General features: G+C 36.6%; 27 protein-coding genes. 5 read left to right on the forward strand and 22 right to left on the reverse strand.

The genetic code is table 11. The features are described 5' to 3' along the window. Positions 1-17 precede the first annotated feature (17 nt). From fabT to M2919_RS03070, 5 genes are all read right to left on the reverse strand, one after another. A complete protein-coding gene (gene fabT, locus M2919_RS03050) occupies positions 18-458 on the reverse strand; it encodes a fatty acid biosynthesis transcriptional regulator FabT (protein ID WP_023605434.1) in 441 nt (146 codons plus the stop codon). A gap of 247 nt (positions 459-705) precedes the next feature. Next, the gene (locus tag M2919_RS03055; RefSeq protein ID WP_248849196.1) at positions 706-1,710 is read right to left on the reverse strand and encodes an ATP-binding protein; all 1,005 of its coding nucleotides are present in this window, start codon (positions 1,708-1,710) and stop codon (positions 706-708) included. A gap of 62 nt (positions 1,711-1,772) precedes the next feature. Next, complete coding sequence (locus M2919_RS03060) at positions 1,773-4,742, reverse strand: type III restriction-modification system endonuclease (protein WP_248849197.1); 2,970 nt, start codon at positions 4,740-4,742, stop codon at positions 1,773-1,775. A gap of 14 nt (positions 4,743-4,756) precedes the next feature. After that, positions 4,757-6,718 (reverse strand): site-specific DNA-methyltransferase, encoded by a 1,962-nt coding sequence (locus M2919_RS03065; protein ID WP_248849198.1) that lies wholly within the window; start codon positions 6,716-6,718, stop codon positions 4,757-4,759. Positions 6,719-7,026: 308 nt separating this feature from the next. Next, the gene (locus M2919_RS03070) at positions 7,027-8,466 is read right to left on the reverse strand and encodes an aminotransferase-like domain-containing protein (RefSeq protein WP_248849199.1); all 1,440 of its coding nucleotides are present in this window, start codon (positions 8,464-8,466) and stop codon (positions 7,027-7,029) included. A 130-nt stretch (positions 8,467-8,596) separates the two neighbouring features. Between M2919_RS03070 and thiD the strand changes: the two genes are divergently transcribed. Continuing rightward, entirely contained in the window at positions 8,597-9,442 is an 846-nt protein-coding gene (gene thiD, locus M2919_RS03075) for a bifunctional hydroxymethylpyrimidine kinase/phosphomethylpyrimidine kinase (protein ID WP_248849469.1), read from the forward strand. Continuing rightward, positions 9,435-9,989 (forward strand): ECF transporter S component, encoded by a 555-nt coding sequence (locus tag M2919_RS03080; protein ID WP_126761879.1) that lies wholly within the window; start codon positions 9,435-9,437, stop codon positions 9,987-9,989. The genes thiD and M2919_RS03080 overlap by 8 nt, the downstream gene beginning before the upstream one ends. Positions 9,990-10,026: 37 nt before the next feature. Here the strand turns inward: M2919_RS03080 and guaC are convergent, their stop codons facing one another. Continuing rightward, a complete protein-coding gene (gene guaC / locus M2919_RS03085; RefSeq protein ID WP_023605438.1) occupies positions 10,027-11,004 on the reverse strand; it encodes a GMP reductase in 978 nt (325 codons plus the stop codon). Between the two features lie 276 nt (positions 11,005-11,280). On the opposite strand from guaC, the gene M2919_RS03090 reads away from it, so the two are divergent. Continuing rightward, positions 11,281-11,484 (forward strand): hypothetical protein, encoded by a 204-nt coding sequence (locus M2919_RS03090; protein WP_248849200.1) that lies wholly within the window; start codon positions 11,281-11,283, stop codon positions 11,482-11,484. Between the two features lie 41 nt (positions 11,485-11,525). Here M2919_RS03090 and M2919_RS03095 read toward each other — a convergent pair whose 3' ends face one another. The 10 genes from M2919_RS03095 to M2919_RS03140 form a co-directional block, all read right to left on the reverse strand. Continuing rightward, positions 11,526-12,260: a class I SAM-dependent DNA methyltransferase gene (locus M2919_RS03095; RefSeq protein WP_023605440.1), complete on the reverse strand. Its 735-nt coding sequence runs from the start codon at positions 12,258-12,260 to the stop codon at positions 11,526-11,528. 1 nt (position 12,261) lies between these two features. Continuing rightward, entirely contained in the window at positions 12,262-12,615 is a 354-nt protein-coding gene (gene rsfS / locus M2919_RS03100; RefSeq protein WP_126761886.1) for a ribosome silencing factor, read from the reverse strand. Between the two features lie 15 nt (positions 12,616-12,630). Next, complete coding sequence (yqeK, locus tag M2919_RS03105) at positions 12,631-13,227, reverse strand: bis(5'-nucleosyl)-tetraphosphatase (symmetrical) YqeK (RefSeq protein ID WP_248849201.1); 597 nt, start codon at positions 13,225-13,227, stop codon at positions 12,631-12,633. Then, positions 13,190-13,843 (reverse strand): nicotinate-nucleotide adenylyltransferase, encoded by a 654-nt coding sequence (locus M2919_RS03110; RefSeq protein ID WP_235047320.1) that lies wholly within the window; start codon positions 13,841-13,843, stop codon positions 13,190-13,192. The genes yqeK and M2919_RS03110 overlap by 38 nt, the downstream gene beginning before the upstream one ends. Before the next feature lie 42 nt (positions 13,844-13,885). Beyond that, the gene (gene yhbY / locus M2919_RS03115) at positions 13,886-14,200 is read right to left on the reverse strand and encodes a ribosome assembly RNA-binding protein YhbY (RefSeq protein WP_023605444.1); all 315 of its coding nucleotides are present in this window, start codon (positions 14,198-14,200) and stop codon (positions 13,886-13,888) included. Between the two features lie 14 nt (positions 14,201-14,214). Further along, positions 14,215-15,324 carry a ribosome biogenesis GTPase YqeH gene (gene yqeH, locus M2919_RS03120; RefSeq protein ID WP_248849202.1) on the reverse strand — a complete coding sequence of 370 codons (1,110 nt, stop codon included), beginning with the start codon at positions 15,322-15,324 and terminating at the stop codon, positions 14,215-14,217. Next, positions 15,321-15,848 carry a YqeG family HAD IIIA-type phosphatase gene (locus M2919_RS03125; protein ID WP_023605446.1) on the reverse strand — a complete coding sequence of 176 codons (528 nt, stop codon included), beginning with the start codon at positions 15,846-15,848 and terminating at the stop codon, positions 15,321-15,323. Before M2919_RS03125 ends, yqeH begins: the two co-directional genes overlap by 4 nt. Before the next feature lie 120 nt (positions 15,849-15,968). Further along, positions 15,969-16,265: a nucleoside triphosphate pyrophosphohydrolase family protein gene (locus M2919_RS03130; protein WP_126761894.1), complete on the reverse strand. Its 297-nt coding sequence runs from the start codon at positions 16,263-16,265 to the stop codon at positions 15,969-15,971. Between the two features lie 18 nt (positions 16,266-16,283). Then, entirely contained in the window at positions 16,284-16,871 is a 588-nt protein-coding gene (gene yihA / locus M2919_RS03135) for a ribosome biogenesis GTP-binding protein YihA/YsxC (protein ID WP_023605448.1), read from the reverse strand. A gap of 44 nt (positions 16,872-16,915) precedes the next feature. After that, positions 16,916-17,881 carry an alpha/beta hydrolase gene (locus tag M2919_RS03140; protein ID WP_248849203.1) on the reverse strand — a complete coding sequence of 322 codons (966 nt, stop codon included), beginning with the start codon at positions 17,879-17,881 and terminating at the stop codon, positions 16,916-16,918. A gap of 88 nt (positions 17,882-17,969) precedes the next feature. On the opposite strand from M2919_RS03140, the gene M2919_RS03145 reads away from it, so the two are divergent. After that, a complete protein-coding gene (locus M2919_RS03145; RefSeq protein WP_248849205.1) occupies positions 17,970-18,593 on the forward strand; it encodes a PepSY domain-containing protein in 624 nt (207 codons plus the stop codon). A 36-nt stretch (positions 18,594-18,629) separates the two neighbouring features. Here M2919_RS03145 and M2919_RS03150 read toward each other — a convergent pair whose 3' ends face one another. Beyond that, entirely contained in the window at positions 18,630-20,042 is a 1,413-nt protein-coding gene (locus M2919_RS03150; RefSeq protein ID WP_248849206.1) for a cryptochrome/photolyase family protein, read from the reverse strand. A gap of 137 nt (positions 20,043-20,179) precedes the next feature. On the opposite strand from M2919_RS03150, the gene M2919_RS03155 reads away from it, so the two are divergent. Beyond that, entirely contained in the window at positions 20,180-20,737 is a 558-nt protein-coding gene (locus M2919_RS03155; RefSeq protein WP_248849208.1) for a VanZ family protein, read from the forward strand. A 51-nt stretch (positions 20,738-20,788) separates the two neighbouring features. Here the strand turns inward: M2919_RS03155 and M2919_RS03160 are convergent, their stop codons facing one another. From M2919_RS03160 to M2919_RS03180, 5 genes are all read right to left on the reverse strand, one after another. Then, the gene (locus tag M2919_RS03160) at positions 20,789-21,343 is read right to left on the reverse strand and encodes an NADPH-dependent FMN reductase (protein ID WP_248849209.1); all 555 of its coding nucleotides are present in this window, start codon (positions 21,341-21,343) and stop codon (positions 20,789-20,791) included. A 98-nt stretch (positions 21,344-21,441) separates the two neighbouring features. Continuing rightward, entirely contained in the window at positions 21,442-22,038 is a 597-nt protein-coding gene (locus M2919_RS03165) for a nitroreductase family protein (protein WP_248849211.1), read from the reverse strand. Between the two features lie 127 nt (positions 22,039-22,165). Beyond that, positions 22,166-23,131: a ring-cleaving dioxygenase gene (locus M2919_RS03170; protein ID WP_420857191.1), complete on the reverse strand. Its 966-nt coding sequence runs from the start codon at positions 23,129-23,131 to the stop codon at positions 22,166-22,168. Positions 23,132-23,184: 53 nt separating this feature from the next. Next, positions 23,185-23,607 carry a MarR family winged helix-turn-helix transcriptional regulator gene (locus M2919_RS03175; RefSeq protein ID WP_420857192.1) on the reverse strand — a complete coding sequence of 141 codons (423 nt, stop codon included), beginning with the start codon at positions 23,605-23,607 and terminating at the stop codon, positions 23,185-23,187. Positions 23,608-23,697: 90 nt separating this feature from the next. Continuing rightward, positions 23,698-24,108 carry a hypothetical protein gene (locus tag M2919_RS03180; RefSeq protein WP_248849212.1) on the reverse strand — a complete coding sequence of 137 codons (411 nt, stop codon included), beginning with the start codon at positions 24,106-24,108 and terminating at the stop codon, positions 23,698-23,700. Positions 24,109-24,122 lie beyond the last annotated feature (14 nt).

Here is a 24,122-nt window from a genome sequence, read left to right on the forward strand (position 1 = left end):
TTCTTCCCTGCTTTCTTTTAATAATGACCTTTTAAAAACTGATGTAAGTTTGCTAAGCCTTTAATCAGTGCTTGTTGCTCGCTCTCATCCATATCTTTCAAGGCTGCTTCGACCATTTTTTTATGAAAATGTTGGTGCACACGGTAAAATAGACGACCACGATTTGTTAATTTTAAACGTACGATACGTCGGTCTTTTTCACTACGCACCCGTTCAACATAGCCTTTTTTTTCTAAATTATTAATCGCAACAGTCAACGTGCCTACTGTGATGGACAAGCGTTTGGCGACTTCACTCGATGTTCGTTCGTTGTGTAAACCAATCGCTTCGATTGTATGCATTTCTTTAATCGAAAGGTCATCAAATTGACTTTTCTGTAATTCTGATTCCTCAATGGTCAAAATATCATTAAAAACGGTCACTAAATATTTATTGACTTTTTCTAAATTGGCATCCATGGATTAACCTCACTTCATTTACTTTGATAATCAAATCATTTGATAGTCAAAGTATATAGGGTTTGTTTTTATTTTGCAAGTTTTTTTATACATTTATTTTAGATGAAGCGTTAAAACGTGATCATATCAACATTTACATAACAAAAAAACACGTCTACTTTAGAAGAAGTAGATATAAAACATGCAAAGGCAATAGAAAACCGAGTAATAAACAGGCAAGTTCATTACTCGGTTACTAAATATAATTCTATAATGTTTGAGACTTTTTTGAAGGTATAAAGTTCTCATTTAACAATTGCGCTTGTTGAATGACACTATCTAACTGCTTATCAAAATCCACTAGATTTAATTTATTCAAGTCAACCCTAAATCTCAAAATTGTCCCTTTTATATAACAATCATACCATTCTTCAGTTTGATTGTAAGTAATAGCTTTATCCGATGTAGCCAAACTTAAACTACCATCTGCTGCTAATATTAGGCTTTTTACCATTGCCAATCCAAATCCTGAATTCCAATAATCTTCAGGTGCATAACTATGATTACTTGCGGCTGTTATTCCTGGTGTAAATGCCTTCTGTATTGCATTTTTAGCAGTATCTAATTCAAGCCATTTTTCTTCCACATCAAATGGGATTGTTTCCTTTAAACCCACACCTCTATCTGATATTACAAGTTCTACAATTTTTCTGTTTGGCAAATACTGTGAGCCATAGTAAAAATACTCAGCTTTTGAATGATCAAATATATTTCTAATTAATTCTCTAATAACATAACTGAAAAGGTTAGTTATATTATCATTTGTCATTTTTGATTGCCCAATAACTTTATTAGTTATTTTTTCCGTTACAATATCAAAATATCTTTCAATGCTATAGTCATAATGTTCTATATATTCAAAAACTTCGTTTCTGTAAACTTTTTTAGGAGATAGATAAGTGAATCCTTCTTCTTTACTACCATTTGAAGAAATTCCCAATTCTTGAAATACACCTATGTTCAAACCATAGTCTATAACTGATGATGTATAATCTAAATCAATATATTTTAGTTCAATTCTTTCTTCTTCTAAATTTTTTACTGTCTCTAGGAAAACAACCGCACCCGCTGGGTCAATCCATTTTAATTTGTTAAAATTAAAACTAAAAGCAAGATTACCTTTGTGTTCTTTTATAAGTTCATGCAGTCTATTATTCATATTAATCATATCTAGATATTTCATATTTTTAATTTCAATAGTTATATTTTTCATGTTATCTCCTAAGTCTATTAGATATTCAACTGAGAGATTTAGTTCTAAAGTATCACACTTTATTAATCACTATTGACTCTCAATACTTCCCTAATTATTTGTGTTATTTGTTTATTGTTTAATTGATCATGAAAGTAAACTCTATAGCCATCTTCAGAAAGAACATCGAAAAACACCTTTGCACATTCTATTTTTGCATTTTCCGTGCCACGTATATTTGTTTTATCTTCAACATCTTTGGTTTCAACAACAATATTTAATTCTTTTTCACCTGTAGCTCGTCTAACAACATACATAAAGTCGGGGCTATACATTCCACCTGTTATTGTTGGAATAGCGATACTGTTTCGCGGTATCTTTCCATACACAATGACTTCTTCTATATCAGTAGTGATGTTCTTTTGCTCTAGCGGTGAATCATAAGCAAAAGCATCATAAAGATACTTGTCACTAGGTGTTCCAGGTGAAATTTTCGTTCCTATTCTACCTTGCGAAATGGTATCTCGTGGAGTCCCATCGGCATGAGAAAGAGCTGTTGATGTAACAGGTGTTTCACTTTTCGCATAATGGAAACGTCCTTGTAAATTTGTGTTCTTCCATTCATTAAATTTCTGAATAATAACACTGACAGAACTTTCATTAATATATTTCGAATCAAGTTCACCGTTCTTTTCTGCATATTCACATAAGGCCTGATGAATTGTTTTAATGGGAATATTAGTACTTCTCATAATTCTAAGTAAAAATTCATTATAAGGAATCGTTCTTGAAACGACATATTGCAAACCTGTTTTATCCGCAATTGTCATGGATGTACCATCACTTTGAATTACTTCACGTTGACTCGTCATCACAACGTCTGTAAACACACCTTGTTCTTCCAATATAGACAAAACAACATCCTGCATATCCTCATCTAAATCTTTATCATAAAAGAGTAAGTAGCGTTGATTTATTTTTTCCCATAATTCACGAATCTCGTTATAGGCACCTTTTCGAATTCTTACAGGTTGTGGCTTGTTTTTATTTATATCTTTTACTTTTCCAGATGATAAGCCCATTTCAAAGTCTGGGAATTCAGCGAAAAACTCGTCACGTTTTTCTATGTTAAGATTCATTTTTCGATCGATATATTTTTTATCATATAAAATATCAAATAAATCATCAGAAGTAATCGCTAACTTTGAAGCTACTTTAGCAAGTTGTTCTTCTGTAATCATTGCAGCTTGTGGAATTTCTCCATTAATTTGTTCTACAAGCCTTTCTGCAAAGTCCGCTTCAGTAAAGTCAACAATATAATTCAGTTGAAATTCCTCATTAGAAATACGGTTTCCATGTTCATCTACTGGAAGTCTGAGTCCACGTCCTACCTCTTGAAGCTTACTGTTTTCGCTACCACTTGAACGTAATTTGGCGATTGTAAAGACGTTAGGGTTGTCCCATCCTTCTTTTAAAGTCCACTTTGAAAATAAGAAACGTAAGGTATTCGGTGTACCATCTTTTTTCTTAAAAGATAATAATTCTTTCTTTCCATGCAAAATGGTTTCTACTTCATTTGCAATATCTTCGTCTGAATCACTGTTGTCTTGCGCAAAATATCCTGCATGACAGGCACTTATATCGGCTAAACTAGCTTCTAGATAGGTTTTATATTCCGTTTCATATTCTGTTAGTGTGGATAATTCTTTTTCAATTCGTTCTTTTAGTAATTGCTCAAATGTGTTTTTCAAATAAGGAACTTTCCCATCTTCACTATCTCGGTATGAAGCAATATCATCAATGAAAAATAATGCTAGTGTTTTTATTTTAAAGTTACGTTCGGTAAAATTTTCACGTTCCGTTTCAAAATGTCTTTCTAATGCCAAGCGCATCATTTGTTCTTGGTATGAAGTCATATAAATATCTACATCAAGTTCCTCACCCGTTTGTTTCTCTATTCCATTAGAGAATACGACAAACGCACCGCCAATAGTATCAATTGTAATTCCTTCAAAGGCTTGATGAATAACGGAGAGTGAATCTCCCTTTTTAAGGGTGAATGTCTTATTCGCTTCATCTTTCTTTTTATATTGAAAATTTACATAGTCATTTCTCTTTATTGTTGTAATTTTAACTTTTTCAGCCTGTTTTGATACAGGTTCAAAATGCTCCTTTGCCACACCTTTAATTAAATCTAAATTAAAAGATTGACAAGCATTTAGATCATAAAGTAAATTTTGATAATCTTTTCTCGTTGTTCTGTTCCTTCCACGACCACTCGTCATATCGGGATAGGTAGCACCAAAACGAATTATACTCTGTGGTTGTATTTCTTCTTCAATCACTTGATATGCTTTCTGATCACGTGAAAAACGATGTGGTTCATCAATAATCACAAATGGTTTTGTCGCTTTTAAAGCATCAAAGGGGCGATAAAATCCCTCTGCGCCATAGTCATAATCATCGCGACTAAGCAGACCATTTTTGCGAACTGCTAGTAATTGCATATTCACAAGCAATACATGAATTTTCTTTGTGTTTTGTGAAGAACCACGTACAAAATCACTGACAACACTCGGAAAATAAGTTCTCCCTTTTTTACGGTTTTTTGGCGATTCTAAGACACCAACTTCTATTTCCGTTCCATAACCACATACATCAGAAAAGTGTCTTTTCACATATTCATCTTGAAGAAAATGAGCAGTTCCAGCTTTTATTGCTAAAGAAGGTACAGCAATAATAAATTTGTTAATGCCATATCTTTTATGCAGTTCATACATCATTTGTGTATGAACATAGGTTTTACCTGTTCCTGTTTCCATCTTGATGTCTAAACTTAAATGGTTAGTCGGTGGTGTAAACCCACGATATTCTGCTGGTAAATCTGATTGAATATTAGTGATATTATGCTTGATTATCTCATCAGTTAAGTCGATGGATGGATTTTCAAAATACTGTTTAGGAGGCTCGATTTGAACACCATTAAAAACAGCACTTACAGCATCAACTGCTTTTTGTTGATGAGGTAAACTACGTTGTAATATTAGTTCCAATGATATCCCTCCAATTAATAACGTACGTCAAAATTAATACGTAAATTTTTCTCTGTGTCCTGTAGTCGCTTTAAATTCGTTTTTAGTGATTCAAGTTCTGTCCATGTAAAGCTGTATCCAAATAGCACAATGTTTTCTGGATTAAAGTTTCCATCTGTTTCATACTTCACAACAAGTTCTTCTATTGCCTCATTTGGCAGTTCTGGATGTACTAAATATAAATGCTTGTCTTTGAAATATGATTCATAGCCTGCAAAAAGAATTTTTTCCGCTTCAGCCGTGAGTCCATAACCATCATTGTTTAACCATGTGGTGATAACTGTATACACACCGAATTCATCAAGTATTGTATTGTTGATAATCATTTCATCTTTCTTTGGTGTAAATTCCACTAATTTATTTATCATTTCACTAGTTGGCTCATTTAGAGTGAAATGTTTAAAACCTAAGTCAACTCTAGTTTCAGGTTTTTTTTCTTTTAAATCATCTGCGGCTTTTTTAATTCGAGTTCTACCTAGTTCATCAATAGTTTTATAACCTTTTTTGTATGCAGCACTTGTTTTTTCTACTTTCTCAGGTATCTGAACCATAATGAACTTTCTATCTCCTCCATCTTCATCATTTAATTCCATCGTTGCATGCGCAGTAGTAGCTGACCCTGAAAAAAAATCAACAATGATTGAGTCACTATCAACAATGCTTAAAATCCTTTTCATAAATGCTAATTGCTTTGGATTATCAAATGGAGTATCATATTTTTTCATTAATCGGTCATCAGGTCTTTGGTCATCAGACATGATAGCTTTTGGACGTTGATTCATATTCTCAGATAAATATCTTTTAATGGTTGGTAAGCTACCATCAGTATGGAAGTGAATTTTATCTTCATTTATTAATTCTTCTAATTTTTCTTTGTTATATCGGTATCCGCCCGGAGGTATAGGATCTAACTCATTCGTTAAAGGGTTTAATATCGCTTCCATGTTACCATTTTGAACTCCACCTAAATCCCCCTTACGATACAATCCACTCTCATCGAAATACCAATAGTTTTCAAAGTCAACAAACCTTGGATATTTTGTTAGTTGTTTTAATTCACTTGTAATTTCTTCTTCTGATAGTCCTTCATTCTTTAGACGATTAACATAACTCATATATTCCTTCACGTTATTTTTAGGAACAGACCATTTATTTGAACTATGTTTTTCACTTAGAGAAGATATATTTTTACTATAAATTAAACAATAGTCATGGCTTGTAGATAAAAATAAAGCTTGGTTTTTAGAACTATTTGTATTTCGTATGATTTCACCTATATGATTGTCTTCCCCAAAAATTTCATCGCTAAGTAGTTTTAAGTTTACCATTTCATGTTTATCAATCGACATAAAAATCACACCCTCATCAGACAGCAAATCCCTAGCTAGCTGTAATCTTGGATAGATAAACATTAACCAAGCAGAGTGTGAAGCTGAGCCTCGCTTTGTTAAATCTAATATTCTTTGTGCTTGCACTTCACTTATACTTAATTTCTCTGTTAGTTCTTCAACTGTAAAATTAAAGTTGTCATTATACACAAAACCATCTGACCCTGTATTATATGGTGGGTCTATGTATATGCACTTCACTTTACCAGCATAAGATTTTAATAAATGTTTTAACCCGTCTAAATTATCTCCGGTAATATAAATGTTTTCGCTATCTTTATTTTCTTCTTTTTGATTATGTTCCTCATTAGGTACAATGACTGTTTCAGTTTCTAAAGTCACAAGGAGTCTAGCATAGTTTTTACCTAAAAATTTTAGCTCATAACCTTCATTTACAACATTAATATCTTCACTTAAATATTCTTTGAACCTTTCAATATCAAACGAGCCATCTTCTTTAAAACAAGCTGGAAAATTCTCTTTCAACACCGTTATTTCCTTTTTATTTGCCGATACATTTTCATTCTTTTCCCATGTATCTTTAATCATTCTTAAAACCGCCCTTTCTATTTATCAGATATAAATTCTAAAATATCTTCCAATCTACAATCTAAAACTTTATACAAATTTTTCATAGTTTTATAGATTATGTTTTTTCTTAAATTAAATCAGCCTAACGTCAAAAAATCTTTTAGTTCAACCTAAAAGAATTTAACTTATACCTCTCACAAAAATCAGTTTATATTTATATAATATCATTTAAGAGCACGATTATCATTTACATTATGAAAATGTATAATCAACTTCTTATTAGTCATAAATCAAATGGAAATATTCACAAAAATTTGTAAGCTCTACTAACGTGTTTTTTCTGTTCGCCACAATCGTGTTGTGTCCCGAAATGCTTTAATCAGTGTAGGTAATTCCTCTACTTGAATACGCGCAAAGTTCATGCGACAACTTTGGGTAGATGTCTCAATCAAATAGCTAGGCAACACAGCAACACCAAATGACAATAAAACATCCCAGTCTTCTTTAGTTAAAACGCGACCTTGATATGTCAACCATACGTAGTAACCCCCTCTTGGCCAAAAAACCTTCCACTCTTCACCTATTTCTTCAAAGGCTTCTTCTAAAAGAGCGCATTGTTTCTGTAATTGCTGTTTCGTCATTAATAGTTGATTATAAAAACTGGGTTGATTTAAGGCGTGACTTGCAAGTACCTGCGGAAAAATACTCAACTGACTTTCGGCAGAGTCTCTCAGCCTGACGACTTGCTCTAAAAGTCCGACCGGAGCATCTATCCAACCTAGTTGCACGCGCTGTCCCAGTATCTTAGACAGTGAGCCTAGATATATGACCATTTCAGGCGCCATTTGCTTTAAGAGTGGCACCTGCTGAGCGGTATCAAATGATAACAAACCAAAAACATCATCTTCAATCAAAGGAACACGATATTTTTGACACAGTTTGAGTAAAGCAAGACGTCTTTTTTTAGTCAACGTTGTTCCCGTAGGATTTTGAAAATTAGGATTAGTAATCACTAAACGAATCGAATGATACTGCCACTCTTCTGCTAGTTTTTCTACGACCATCCCTTCATCGTCGACCGGTATTTCAATAACTTTTAATGACATCGCCTTTAAAATCGACAACCCTCTAAAAAATGATGGTGATTCAATCGCAACAACATCGCCTGGTTTTAATAATGTCTGTAACAGAAGATACAGACTTTGCTGACCACCTGCCGTTAAAAGTAACTCCTTAACATCTGGTCGATAACCATAGGCTTTTTTCATTAAAGAAGAAATGCCTTGTCTTAAACTTTCCGAACCAAATGACTCAACTGGCTGCTGTAAAAAATCTTGCCAGTGAAAAGGCGGGAGCGTCAAATTAGGGACTAACGTGGAAGGCAACTCACCGGTAAACGTATCAATCACTTCATCATGAGACTGTAGATAGAGCTTAATATCATCGTATGTTGTATAGTCGCTATTTTGCTGATTTATCGTTGACAAGAGTTGAGCAGGTTGACTTTGTGCATATAAATTTTTTAAGTTTTCGGGCAGTCGAACATACGTCCCACTACCTTCTCGTCTTTCAACAAAAGCTAGGGCGTACAATTCATCATAAGCTCGCACAACCGTACTCCGATTGACACCAAGATCGCGTGCGAGTTGACGCTCAGAAGGCAACCGTGTGGCTGGAGCATATGTTCCTTGATTTATCTTTTCTATCATTTGATGCATGACTTGACGATATAATGGTACGTTACTGCTTTTATTAAGTTCTAACATAGAATCACCTCTTAGCTAGTATATCATAATTCAAAAAGTGGATGGGTCCAATTTTTGTGAATTGGTAGTACTCATTAAATTACAACGTGATACACTTATTAACATCATCAACTAGGAGGCGTTTATTTTGATAAAGAAAGTTTTAACGATTGCAGGATCGGACGCCGGCGGAGGTGCTGGTATTCAAGCTGATTTAAAAACCTTTCAAGAGTTTGGAACGTTTGGATTAAGTAGTCTGACAAGTATTTTAACGGTCGACCCAGTAGCACCTATTCCAAGTATTCATCCGATTCCACTTGAAGTAGTAAAAAAACAATTAGCCACGGCCTTTTCTGGCGGTGCTTTAGCCGCAGTCAAAATAGGGTTGTTAGGAAGTAGCGACGTGGTTACTCTCATCGAATCTTATTTAACAACTAACAGGCAAACGAAAGTCGTTTTAGACCCTGTTATGGCAGTTAAGGGTAATAATGATGTTCTTCAGCCTGAACTGGTATCTGCGATGATTGACGCGTTGATTCCTTTGGCAGATGTGATAACACCTAATTTAGTAGAAGCACAAATTTTGTCTGGAATCTCTCATATCGAAACGAAAACAGATATGAAAAAAGCTGCACAAAAGATTCATCAATTAGGCGCTAAATCGGTTGTTATCAAAGGAGGCGCTCGTTTTCCGGGTGAAATAGCGACTGATTTATTTTATGACGGGACTGCCTATCATTTTTATGAACAAGCAAAACTTGCGACTGATACTAATCACGGAGCTGGTTGTTCTTTTGCTGCAGCTATCACGGCTTCTTTAGCTCGCGATATTCCATTAAACAAAGCAGTCGGTTTAGCCAAAAACTATGTGCGAGAAGCGATTGACCATGGCTTATATTTAAATGACTTCACTGGCTATGTTTGGCACGGTGCTTATTTTCAAACAGACACACGCTTAAATGAACACTTAAATGAACAGGAGATGCCCCATGAATAATACAAATCGTTGGAAAACATCTGAAGTGGTCTTAATGGGACTGTTTGCAGCGCTAACCGTTGTGGGAACAAGTATCCGTGTCCCATTGCCTGCTCTTGTCGGTAATCCTTTTTTCCATTTTGGCCTCCCAATACTTTCATTAGCTGTTTTAACTCTTGGCTTTTTTAAAGGGTCACTAGCAGGAGGTATCGGGTTTGCTATTTTTGATGTCTTAAATGGCTTTGCCGTCGAAGCCCCTTATTTTATACTCGAAAGTTTTGTTGTCGGAGCAGTATTAAGTTACGCCTTTTTACGCCTAAAGCGATATGAACAAAAGGCATGGTTTATTCCGTTAGTAATGTTTATTGCAGCATTGGCTAAAATCATGATGACGTTCTTAAAGAATTTTGTCATCCAATTGGCTCTGGGAAGTTCTGCTTCTATCGCTGCTGTCGCTAGCTTCAGCACGCTTTATATTACCGTCATCAATGCATTAGCTGCCATTATCATCGTGACGCTTCTCTATCGTCCTGTCTCACACTTGACGAAGAAAATGTTATACAAATAGAAAAAAAGCAGAACGTTTAAACGTTCTGCTTTTTTGATTAAATTGTGTCGCCATTAAAAATAGAGTTTTTAACAATCACGTAATCAACTTTACGGATGGCTTCTAAATCATTGCCTCCTGCATAAGAAATAGAAGATTGTAAATCTTGTTGCATTTCAACTAGCGTATCTGCTAGTGAACCTTTATGTGTTACCCAGATTTTCTTACCTTCAACATTTTTCTTTTCACCTTTTTGGAACTCAGACGCACTGCCAAAGTACTCTTTGTAAACTACGCCATTTTCTTCTTTTGTTTCTCCCGGTGACTCTTCATGTCCAGCAAATAATGATCCAATCATCACCATGCTCGCACCGAAACGGATAGATTTCGCAATATCTCCGTGCGTACGGATACCTCCGTCAGCGATAATTGGTTTGCGTGCTGCTTTACTACAACGACGTACTGCAGCTAATTGCCAACCACCTGTCCCAAAACCTGTTTTTAGTTTGGTAATACATACTTTTCCTGGCCCAATCCCAACTTTTGTCGCATCTGCCCCTGCATTTTCTAATTCACGAACAGCTTCGGGTGTTCCCACGTTACCTGCAATGACAAACGTTTCTGGTAAATGTTTCTTTAAGTGTTGGATCATATTAATCACAGAGTTAGCATGTCCATGTGCGATATCAATCGTTACAAAGTCAGGCTTTAAATCTTGCTCGCGTAGTGATTCGACAAACGCATACTCATCTGCTTTTACACCAACGCTGATAGATGAAATTAATCCTTTTTCATGCATTCTTTTTATAAATGGAACGCGTTTTTCTTCTTCAAAACGGTGCATAATATAGAAGTAACCATTCTCCGCTAACCATTCTGCAATCGTTTCATCAACGATTGTTTGCATATTTGCTGGTACGACTGGCATTTTAAATGTGTGTTTACCTAATGTCACACTAGTATCACACTCGGAGCGGCTGTTTACAATACATTTGTTTGGAATCAATTGAATATCTTCATAATCGAAAATCTTCATCTTGATACCTCCTTTAATAGTAGTAGGAAAACACGAACATTCGTAATTAAATCCAGTTGTTCGTTATCATCCTTGACTAATTTACACTATTTATTTCAGAATATCAAGTGAAATGATTCGTTTTTTTATTTTTTTGTTATTTATACTTTCTTTTTTCGGACAACGTTTCTCAGTCGTTTTTTATATTGTTTTACAAAGCTATAGTAACATGGTATTATCTAAAAAAGTGAACAGAATTTTTGTTCCTTATTACTACGTTGAAGCGAAGGTGATGGTATGGAAGCGGATAAAATCGAAGTGGGACAAACATACACGTGCGAAAGTCCTTTACTAAAAAAATCATTTAAAGGAACAGTAGAAAAAATTTATGATCTTTCCGTTTTAGTGGATGTTTATGAATTTGAAGATACGGATGCAAAAAAAGTTGACGATCTAAACGGACGCCTTGTGGTACCTTTTTACTCAGTAAATCCAAGTTAAATGCAAAAAAAACTATTCCAAAAAAGATTGGAATAGTTTTTTTATTTTTGACAAACAAAAAACCAGCGACGACTCATCTCATGAGGGGCTTCGTCAGAGAAGTCCGCCATAATTTTAATTTTAGAAAAATTCGCATTTTCTAACATCATATGATAGTTCTCCAAAGCATAGGTACGTTCTTGATGAAGTTCATCATAACGTTCAAATACTTCAGTTCCTTCTTTTTTCACAAAAAAAGTAAGAAAGTGTTCAATCGAAAATTCCGTTTCTCCTGGATAACTATCCCATAAAAAGGCAAACTCTTCTGTTTGATAATGGTAGCTATATTCTGGAAAAACACTCGCTACTTGAAAGGTTGAATGAACATCGAAAATAAAACAACCATTAGGTTCAAGCGCATTGTAAACTGTATCAAAAACTTGTTGAACGGCTTGGCGGTCAGGCATATAACATAGCGAATCAGAAAAACAAGTAATAGCTTCATACGTGCCTACTTCTGATAAATCACGCATATCTCCTTTTACTAACTGAATATGGACATCCTCTTCTTCGGCACGCTCACTTGCCATCATTAACATCTCTTCTGATAAATCAAGCGCGGTAACATCATATCCTTCACGTGCAAATTCACACGCCAAGGCGCCCGTACCGCAAGCTAATTCTAAAATTCGCTTAGTTTCATCTGGTAGATGACGGCGTGAAAAAGCGAGCCATTCTTGATAGAGGCTCGCATCCATGACTTCATCATAGACAAACGCAAATGTTTCATAAGACATATTAAGATACCCACTCGTTTAAATTCACTAAAGGCGCGTCTGACCATAATTTTTCTAAATTATAAAATGAGCGTTCTTCATGGTGAAAGACGTGTACAATCACATCGCCTAAATCGGCAAGCACCCATTTACCACCATCTTTTCCTTCGATACGCCCGACCTCTGCTCCTGCTTCGTGGACTTTTTCTGATATACCGTCAATAATTGCGGCTACTTGTTTTTCACTATTACCATGACAAATAACAAAGTAATCAGCTAACAAGGACACGTTTTGAACGTCTAATGCTACAATATCTTCGGCACGCTTGTCATCAGCTGCTTTAACGACTAATTCTAATAAATTCTGACTATCTATGATAATCTCCTCCTCTTATAATGATTGAACGACCCAACGATTATACGTTTCAAGAGTCTTCGGGTAAATCATTTTTTCATTTTCTATTAAATATAATAAGGTATGCTTCGTCTCATACGCTACTGCTTGATCTAAATCTTTAAATGCTAACGTCCGACAATCTTCTACACCGGGAAATGTTCGCCCTTCTTCTACATAATCGGCAACATAAATAATTTTGCCCAAACGTGACATATCCGCCGCACCGGTAGTATGTGTGCGTATGGCTTCTAAAATATCATCGTCATTAATTCCTAGCTCATCTCGGACAAAATCAGCACCTAGTAACCCATGCCATATTTCATTTCCATAAGTTAAAAGTGACGCGTCGTGTCCTTCCGTCATGATTTTGCGACGATATTCTTCATCGGAACGTTCTTTTCCATAATCATGTGTCAATGCTGCAATACTGGCTTTTTCAATAGATTCACCATATATTTCAGCTAACTTTATTGCCATTTTTTCAACACGTTTGACATGATTGAAACGCTTTTCACTCATTTGACTCGCAACTTGTTCTAGTAACTCTTCTCGGCTATAAGGGACGACGCCCTCTTGGTAATGCGTTGTCATCTAAGTATAAACCTTCTTTCATGATATACTCTCTTACTAATTCTGGCACTAAATAACGAATGGTGCAACCTTGAGCAACTTTACGACGAATCTCTGATGAACTAATTGACATCTGAGGTACATCCACCCAAATAATCGGATAAGCTGATTCTTCTGGATATCCTGGTCTTTTAACACCGACAAATTTAACCAGTGTCAATAACTCATCGATTTCTTGCCAAGTGGATAGATAATCAACCATGTCCCCTCCAATGATAAAATAAAAATCTATCTCTGGATGACGACGTGTTAACTCTCTCATCGTATCAATCGTATAACTTTTTCCTTGGCGTTCGATTTCACATCGCTCAATCGTTAACTCAGGATTATCAACTATCGCCAATTCTAGCATTTTTAAACGCCATGAACTGTCAATCGTTTTCTTCTCATCGACATGCGGTGAAAGATAGCTCGGCATCAATCTGACTTCATCCAAACCTAATTGGTGTCGAACTTGATCAGCAATCGTCAAATGTGCTACATGGACGGGATTAAAACTTCCACCTAAAATGCCAACTTGTCGACGGTGAACGGGTGCGGTCGGTTCTAACTGTGTTTCAATCTTACTCGTTTCCATCGTGACACTCTTAGACATTCGTTTCATTCCTACCTGACTCCTTTAACCCATCTTTTTTACAAGCGGAGATAGTTGCTGATACTTTTCACGTGACGATGCTTTGTATAATACAATCACCCGTCCAATAATTTGTACCACTTCGCAATCAATAGCTTCAGCTAATCTAGCTGCGACATCTGACGCTTCTTCATCTGTATTTTGCAGTAAAGAAACCTTTATCAACTCTCTTTTTTCTAAAGCTTCGGCGATTTGAATCGTCATCGCTTCATTTAAACCACCTTTACCAATTTGAAAAATTGGTGTTAAATGGTGAGCTTCACTTCTTAAAAAACGTTTTTGCTTTCCTCTTAATGCCATATTATGGTCTCCTTTTATATCAAGCTTTTGCGTCGTATCACTTCTACCCCTTTAGGTGCATGTACGACAATAATACCTGCTTCTTTCACTGACAGCCAACCTAAACCAGAAATAACTAAGTCGGTTTGCGGTGTGGCTTTAATCTCGTGAGCGACTAGTTCTGGAAAATCTTCTAAGTGAGAAGCATGCGGCGGTTGAAGTAACGTCCCAGCATGTTTTGAATAAAATTCATCCGCTTTTTCTAACTTCGTGCGATGAATATCCAATTCATTCGACACATAGGCCGTAAACGCATTGCGTTCCCCTTTTACATAATCCACTCGAGCCAAAGCCCCCAAGAACAACGTCTGTCCGGCATTTAATTGATAAGTTTTCGGTTTCATTTCTTTTTTAGGACTGATAATCTTTAATTCATCTTTAGCTAAATAATGCGCCATTTGATGATGATGAATAATTCCCGGTGTATCGATTAAAAAGTGACCGTCTTCCAATGGAATTTCAATTTTATCGAGTGTCGTCCCTGGAAATTGTGAGGTTGTGATAACATCTTGTACGTTAGCCGTTGCTTTAATGATACCATTGATTAACGTCGATTTCCCTACATTCGTGACTCCTACTACATAGACATCTTTACCGCGACGATGCTTTTCAATGATTTCAAGTAAATCTAACATGTCCGCTTGTTTTTTTGCACTGACGAGTACTACCTCTTCCGGTCGTAATCCTGCTTCATGTGCACGCTCGCGCATCCACTGTGTCAGCTTTCCTCGTTTTAATGATTTTGGTAATATATCTACTTTATTACCAACTAATAAGACGGGATTATTACCAACAAAACGATGTAAACCAGGAATTAAGCTACCATTAAAGTCAACAATATCAATGACGTTGACGATTAACGCGTCTTCTGTGCCAATCGTATTTAATAGTCTTAGAAAATCATCATCCGTTAAGGAAACGTCTTGAATATCGTTATAATGACGCAATCTAAAACAACGTTGACAATACAGCTCGCCTGACTCTAATCCTTTTTCTAAAGCTGAAGGAGGGGTATAGCCAATCGCTTCTTTATCAGTTGTTTGAATGACAACACCACAACCAATACATCTTAATTCTTCGTTCATGTTAGCTCACGTCTCCACTTCATATCTGGATATTTTTCTTTTAATTTACGCATTACTTTTTTCTCAACCCAGCGATTAAATTTTGTCTTCCAAGAATCTGTTGGCACAACTGGTTTAACTAGTATTGAACGCATGCCGGCTGCATTGGCTGCTTTAATATCTGTCATGAGTTGGTCGCCAACCATCACTAATTCGCTCGGATGTAAATTTAATTTTTTTGCACCTTCTTTTAGTCCTTTTGAAAAAGGTTTTAAAGCGCGCGCTACAAAATCTAAATCGAATTTTTCAAGTGCTTTTGCCACACGTTGCTCATTGTTATTTGAAACCACCACCACTGGGATACCCGCATCCTGCATGGCTAGTAACCAATTTAAAAGTTCCTCAGTACCATGTGGATTGTCCCATGCGATTAAAGTATTATCTAAATCGGTTAAAATCCCTTTAATGTGATGTTTTTTTAACTGTTCAGGTGTGACATGATAAATTGCTTCCAAAAGCCATGTCGGTTTATACGAATCGATCATAAAGGCTCCTTTCATAAAAAACAGGAGTACTTAAATAGTACCCCTCCATTTATAACATTATATCAAAAAAGTTGACACATTTCATCTTTTCCGACCAAATTCTTTATAGGTCGCTGTTTTTTAATCTTCTTTAAAGCAATCTGGGTATCTCTTTTTTAAGTGCTCGATATTACTTTCAGCGACAGATTCTAAACTAATACCTGACCACTCAGCAATTTGCGACAGATACCATAAAACGTCGCCCAATTCTTTGGCTACTTTATCAGACGGCATTGGACGATTTTTAAATGTATAATCCTGAATTAATTCAAGCATTTCACCCGTTTCCTTGGCTAAACCTAGAGCGCAATTCGTTAAAACTTGCTCATCTCCATTTAGTGAGCGATTGGCTAATTTTTGGTATTCATTAAAATTCATTTGATTCATCCTTTTCTGTTATTCCATAATAAACGGTTCTATCGCAGCCCAAGCTGCTTCTTTTCCATGTTTCGTTTCCGCAGAAAATAAAATAAAGTCATCCTCTGATTGAAAATCTAAAGCTTTTTTGATCATACTTTCGTGCTTATTCCATTTCCCTCTTGGAATTTTATCAATCTTAGTCGCAACGACAATAGTTGGAATATCGTAATACTTTAAAAACTGATACATTTGAATGTCATCTTTTGACGGTTCATGACGTGCGTCAACGACACTAATAACAGCTTGTAATTGTTCGCGCTCTGTTAAATAAGTTTCAATCATTTGACCCCATTTAGCTTTTTCAGACTTTGAAACTTTGGCATAACCATACCCTGGTACATCTACAAAATGAAAGGCCTGTTCAATCAAATAAAAATTTAACGTTTGCGTTTTACCAGGTTTACTTGACGTGCGTGCTAAATTTTTGCGATTAATTAAAGTATTAATAAATGAAGATTTACCAACATTTGAGCGACCTGCTAGTGCTATTTCAGGGATTTGAGTGGCTGGATATTGTTCTGGACGAACCGCACTGATTACTATTTCTGCTTGGTGGACTTGCATCTTATTCACTCCTCTACGAATTCTTTCTTATTTTACCACAAATCTTATCGCAATGTATGGTCGTTTAAAAAAGCCTGCAATTCCTCCAAAGTTTGACGTGCTTCTGGCTTATCTAACATAAATTGATACTCATGGGGTAAAATGGCCGTCGTACGTGGATAAAAAACACCTGTCACAGGGACTTTCGCTTGTTCTAAACGAGTGACTAACCTTTTCGCCTGCTCTTCAAAAGACTGGTCATTGCCATCTGTGACAAAACAAGGTGGAAACTCAGACACGTCCTGTTGTAAAAGTGAAACATCCTGATAGACGGTCTCGTTAACAGAGCGAGCAGGACCAAAATAAGCCGCCATTAGGCGATGAACGAGCCACCGAAATACGCCTGTTGAAGTCGTTACGAACGGTTCTATGTCATAAGGGCCGCAAAATAACAACAAACTCTTTATTTGCTGTTTCGTAATGCTCGGCGTTTGTCCGAAAAGATTATCAGAGATAACATATCGCATATATTCGCTGACAATCTGAGCCCCTGCTGAATCCCCCGCTAAAATGAGCTGGTTAAAATCTATAGGTAAATCATGTCGATTTTCTTTTAGTTCAGTCAGTAAGTCATCCAGTTCAAAAAGTGGCGTCGGGTATTGGGCTTTTGGCGCTAAGCTATAATTCATTGAGATAACTATGTACCCAAAAGAGGCAAGGTGTTTAGCATAAGCTGTCACATCCTCTTTATCTCCGCCGACATAAGCACCACCATGCACCCATACAATACAAGGCATGGACTGACTCGTTTTAATAGGCATAACAACATCATAGTATTGTTTTGCCTGACCTTTTCCATAAGACTGATTGTTAATCGTTTGAACTTTAGCAAAAACTTGTGCTTCATTTGGACTTGATGTAGCAACTCCTCCTTTAAATAGTTGTTTGATTACCCAAGATATGGGACGTGGAGAGAAAAAAGCCCACATCACTCCCCCTACTATCATCAAAATGATTATTTTTTTATACATCTTATCACGCCTTATCGATTAATTTTGATTGCACATTACTTTTTCTTTTTAATCTATTCTATTATAATATAAATAAGGAGGTTTTTTTATGAAAATAAAACGAATTTTAACGAGCGGCTTAGTTGTGACTCTAGTGGCTGTCCTTTCAGGTTGTCAAACCAAACAAGCGCCTACTAGTACTGAAACAAGTGTAACGAACCAAACGAAGATATCCGAGACTGAAACTTCACGAGAAACAACAAGTGAAAACCTCGATTTGGGACAAGAAATAACTGTGTCACTTGATGACGTCATCGCACTCTATCAAGAAACCTATCCCGATACTCATTTGACGTCCATTGAGCTTGAGCCAGAACGAAATCAGTATATTTACAAACTGGAAGGCGTAGATGAACAAGAAGAATATGAGTTGAAAGTCGACGCGACCACAAAAGAAATTAAGAAACAAAAAAATGAAGCCCTTGATCGTGACGAACGAAATGGCGTCAAACTGAAAAATAAAGCAATAGACTTAACAAACTTAGCTTCATTAAACGATGTGACCGAAACAGCTAAAAAAGAAGCGGTCGATTATACTCCTGTCGAGTGGGAATTAAAACAAGAACTTGGTGTGACTTATTGGAAAGTCAACTTAAAACAAGCACATAAGGAAAAAGAAGTAAAAATAAATGCACAGGATTTATCTATTTTAAAAGTAGAAGATGATGATTAAGTAAAAAAGCAGTCACTTTCATAGTGACTGCTTTTTCTAGCTCTGTTTGAAAAAATCTAGCGCTCTTTCCCGTGCTTCTTTATGATCAACCATGGGAGCGGGGTAATCTTCTCCAATGATACATTGGTAACGTTGCTGTTCAGCTCGTGACATTTTAGCCGGTTCATGAATATATGCGTCAGGTACATGACGCAACTCAGGAACATAGCGACGAATGTACGTGCCTTTAGCATCATAACGTTCACTCTGTGTCGTCGGATTGAAAATTCTAAAATAAGGAACTGCATCCGTCCCAGTAGAGGCTGCCCATTGCCAGCCACCTGTATTGCTTGCCGGGTCATAATCAAGTAAATACGATTCAAAATGGCGGGCTCCCCATCGCCAGTCTATTAATAAATCTTTTGTTAAAAAAGAAGCAGTCAACATTCTCAAACGATTATGCATCCAACCCGTGGTTGCTAGTTGTCGCATGCCAGCATCTATAATTGGATAACCTGTCATACCCTCTTGCCATTGTTTGAACGCTTTTTCGTCGTGACGCCATGCAAGCGTTTGATACTCTTCTTTTAATTCTTCCTGTCGTTGTTTTGGAAACCAAGTGTCAATCATATGATAAAAATCTCGCCATGCGAGTTCTTTCAGAAACGTCTCTTTCCCGAGCGAGTCAGGTGCATCATTCGCTACTTGCCAAATCTGACGGATGGAAATCTCGCCTGTTTTGATATAGGGAGATAGGCTGCTCGTACCAAATAGCGCTGGTATATCACGCGTTTCTTGATATTGAGGCATCACTTTGTGAACAAAACGTTCTAATAAATCAGCAGCGCGCTCATAGCCGACTAAATGCGACATATCATATTTTTTCTCATCCACTATTCGTTTTAAAAGCCTATCACCTTTTTCGCTTAACGTTTGATTATCTTCCCAGTGCTTTTCTTCTTTAACGGAATGATTTTGCGTATAAGGACGCTTAACCTGTGCTTGCCACTGTCGATAATACGGCGTAAAAACACGATAAGGGGTGCCGTCTTTTTTTAACACAGCATGAGGACCACATAAATGTCGGTCTTGACATGCTTTCACCTTAATTCCAAATTTTTCTAACATTGCTGTGACTTCTAAATCTCTTTTGACTCCGTTTCCTGCAGTCGCTTCATTTAAAAAGACAGTTTCAATCGTCGGATAAGTTGATATAAGTTGCTGCCACGCTTCTAGCGGTGTTCCAACAATCAGATGCATCCGAATTCCTTCTGTTTTTAAGTATTCAATAAACTTTAATAAGGCTTGAAAAAAATAATCATGATTATAAGTTCCTTCTAAAAACTGAGCAGGATTTAAATTGAAAAACAACAAAATTTTCTCATCTTCTGCTTTATGCTTAAATGCTTCTAATATGGCTTGATTATCCATTAATCGGAATTCTTCCCTCAACCAAACAACCTGTTTCATCTTAATATCATCTCCTTAACCTCTCTATCATAACATGCTCACTACGTTGACGAACCATTTATTTCCAACTAAAGTCGGATGACGTTATAGACAATCTTTGTTATGCTTAGAGTAGTTCATTTACAGGGGGAATTATTATGAGTTATGCTGTTATTTCTATTATAACTACTTTTTATTTTTTTATTCGATATACGGAAGCCGATAAAAAAGGATTAGTTTTTTTGCTACTTTTTAATAATTATTTGGTTTTCATTTGCCAATCTATCGTCGGGTTCCCCAGTTTAAAAGAAGTTTATCGTATTCAACGACTGAATCTCTCCGTTTGGCATCCTAATATCAATTTACAGCTATTCGCTGATGGGCTTCATTTTGGTGAACTTACTAACTTATTAATGTTTGTCCCCATAGGATTTCTCATTGCGATACTTTGGCATTATTCTTTTTCTAAGTTCGGACAGATGTTACTAGTTTTTCTTATTTCACTCGTCATTGAAATCGGACAACTTTTTACTCTTTACCGTGTGACCGATATAACTGACCTCGTCATTAATACGTTAGGTGGCTGTCTAGGTATTTTACTTTTTAGCTATTATCAACGAAAAAAAACAGTGACCTCCCCTTTACCAAAAAGTCACATCTTAGAACCTTTTATATGCGCTTTTTTAGCATTTACTGTAAGTTTTTTCTTTTCTTAAAAATCAAAAAACGCTTTTCCGTATACGGAAAAGGCGTTTTTTTACTCATTATTAACTTAATTTTTCAATCAAGCTGACAAAGGCATCAACAATCGACTGAATATAGTCATACGTTCCTTGATTAACGATTAACCCTTCTTCATCAAGAAAATCTTGCACGTTACCTAAATAAGCTTCTGGTTGTTGTAAAGGTGTCATATTTAAGAACACTAAGGATTGTCTCAATTGATGATTGGCTCCAAATCCGCCAGGGCCACCTGTCGAAGCACTGATAACTAACGCAGGCTTACCGTCCCAGACACTTGCTCCATAAGGACGTGACCCAACATCTAACGCATTTTTTATCACGGAAGGTAAACCACGATTATATTCCGGTGTAACAAAAACAACAGCACTTAATGGCGCGATTTTTTCTCTAAAATCTTGCCAAGCTTGCGGAACCATTCCTTCTTGGTCTAAATCTTCATTGTAGTGAACTAACTCTCCGATTTCAATTATCTCTGCCTCATAACCTTCAGGAAACATGCCTAATACATTATTGGCAACCTTTCGATTAAACGACTCTTTTCTTAAACTTCCTACGATTACACCAATTTTCTTCATCAATGATGCACTCCTTTCTGCTATCTGTTCTTTATATCTTACCTTTAGTAAGTAATTATAGTATAACGCTTTTTAATCAAAAATGCTAAAATTTTGACTGATTAAGCAAAGGTTTTAAAACGATCTGTATCAGCCATATATTCTTTCGGCGCTGCTTCCGCTTCTTTTGAACCAAATGGCATTTGACCAGTAAGTTTCCATGTTTCAGGAATTTCAAACAACTCTGCTACTTTTTCATCTATTAGGGGATTGTAATGTTGAATCGTTGCCCCCACCCCAGCTTCTGATAAGGCTACCCATACTGAATGTTGAGCAATTCCTGTTGACTGTTCAGACCAGATTGGGAAATTATCTTTATATAAAGCAAATTGCTCTTGTAAATGTTGAACAACCGCTTGATCTTCATAAAACAAAATCGTACCATGACCGGCTGCAAATGAGGCAATTTTTTCTTTAGTTGCTTCAAAGGCATCTGGCGGTGTTAATGGCTCTAATTCACCTAAAACGATATCCCATACTTTTTGACTTGATTCGCCAAACAAAATAACTGCACGAGAAGATTGTGAGTTAAAGGCAGAAGGACTTTCTTTTACAGCTTCTTTAATTAACGTTTCTACTTCCTCATTAGTTAACGTCACGTTTTTCCCAATTTGATAGATAGAACGACGGTTTTTTAATGTTTCGATAAATGTTGACATATATATTAGCTCCCTTTTAATAGTTTTTTTTAGTTTATTCTTTATATATTAAATCCTATTTTGGTAATTTTGCGGTCATCTCTCCTTTATGATTAATGTGCTAAAAGACTCTCACTCCTAGCACAGTTTAGCGTCGAGTATCGAACGGTTTAATAACTGATTCGATATAGTCGCGCTTGGCTTCTAAAAATGGTGGTAATGATAGCGACTCACCTAATGTTTCATAAGGCTCATCTCCCATAAATCCTGGCTCATCTGTTGCTAGTTCGATCAGGATTGGACCGACACGCACATATAACGATTCAAAATAAAAGCGATTTACATAGCCTGAGTGACGTAAACCACTTGCTTCCAATCGTTGTTGCCACTGATTGAGCGCTTCACGATTTTTCACACGAAAGGCGACGTGATGAATCTCTCCATCACCCTGACGGCTCGTCGTGTCCGTCTGATTTTCAACCAAATGTATTTGACCACCATGTCCACCTTCACCGACTTCTAATAACGTTCGTTCATTTTCTTCAACAATCACACGAAAACCAAAGAGCTTTTCTAACCACTCTTGAAACACTTGTTTATGTCGCAGATGAATTTCAATCGGACCTAACCCGTAAATGGCATGTTCTTTAGGGACAGGTCCTGCTTGCCACGGGATACCTCCAGCGACGCCCTTGTTATCTTCGTCAGAAATCAGCTGATAACGCTGTCCATCTTCCTCCTCGAATAAAAGCACCTTCGAACCAAAACGTGTTTCTATCTCCGACGTTTTAACACCGAAAGAAGTCAAACGCTCTTGCCAATAAAGAAGTGACGCATTACTAGGAACACGAAAACTTGTCCGATATAAACTATCGGTTCCCGCTCGTCCTGCTACACTTTGCGGAAAGTCAAAAAACGTCACATCCGTCCCTGGAGTCCCTACATCATCTGCATAAAATGTATGGTACGTATGAATATCATCTTGATTAACTGTTTTTTTAACCAATCTCATTCCTAGCACCTCAGTAAAAAAACGATAGTTTTGATGTACATCATGAGTCATAGCTGTCACATGGTGCAATCCTAATAACGTCATATCTTCCATGTCTTTCATAATTCTCGCTCCTTTTTATCTCGATTTCGAAGCATTTTCCCAAAAAAATAAATCTAATAACGACTTATTTTTTTTAACGCTTCTAATAGTGTCTCTTGTTCAGATTTCGTTAACACGGAGAAAAGTTCCATAATCTTTTCGGCATGTTTAGGAAAAATTGTTGCCATAAGAGTCGTCCCTTTTTTCGTTAACTCGGCATACGTCACACGCTTGTCTTTTTGACAGAGTGCGCGATTGACTAGCCCTTTTTTCCCCAATTGGTCAATGACATAGGTTGTACTACTGCTCGCGATTAATATCTTCTCTGAAATCTGTTGAATAGGTTGACGTCCTTTATGATATAAGAACTCGAGGACGGCGAACTCCGTCATATTTAACCCATATTGTTTTACGTCTTGTTTAACTTGTTGTTCTAAATACCGACTCGTTCGCATTGTACCAATCAATAAGTTTAAAGGTAACTCATGTTTTTTCAATTGGAACACCTCCATTTATCTCGATTTCGAACTAATTATATCTTACCTTTTGTAAGATGTCTAGCATGAAGCTCAAAAGAAGCCTCCCTTTTATAAAGGAGGCTTCTTTCCCGCTTCTTCATAAGCCTTTTTAAGAAAAGCTTGCCAATCTGGAACCCCTTCTTCCAAAGACATTTCTATTTTGCCAGGTTGTTGATAATAACGATGTTCTTGTTCGCTGACAAAGAGCAAATCCTCCACATACGCTTCCTTGTCTTCAAAAGAACGATACCGCTCAACCTCACTAGGATCAAGATGCACAAAGACGCTAAACCCTTTGGGATGCTGTGCTGATATATAGTCTCCATCTTCTGAGCCTTGTCCGCCTCGATAAACGTCTGTACATTGTTCTGACAAGCGTTCGATTAAAAGACTAGCTAAAGCTTCCCGGTCACGCTCATACTCTGCTGCTTCATTGGACCCTATCATCCAACCACCAATATTGACCCATTCTTCACTCATGTGACAGCTCCTTT

The sequence above is a fragment of the Vagococcus lutrae genome, assembly GCF_023299185.1.
GTDB lineage: Bacteria > Bacillota > Bacilli > Lactobacillales > Vagococcaceae > Vagococcus_A > Vagococcus_A lutrae.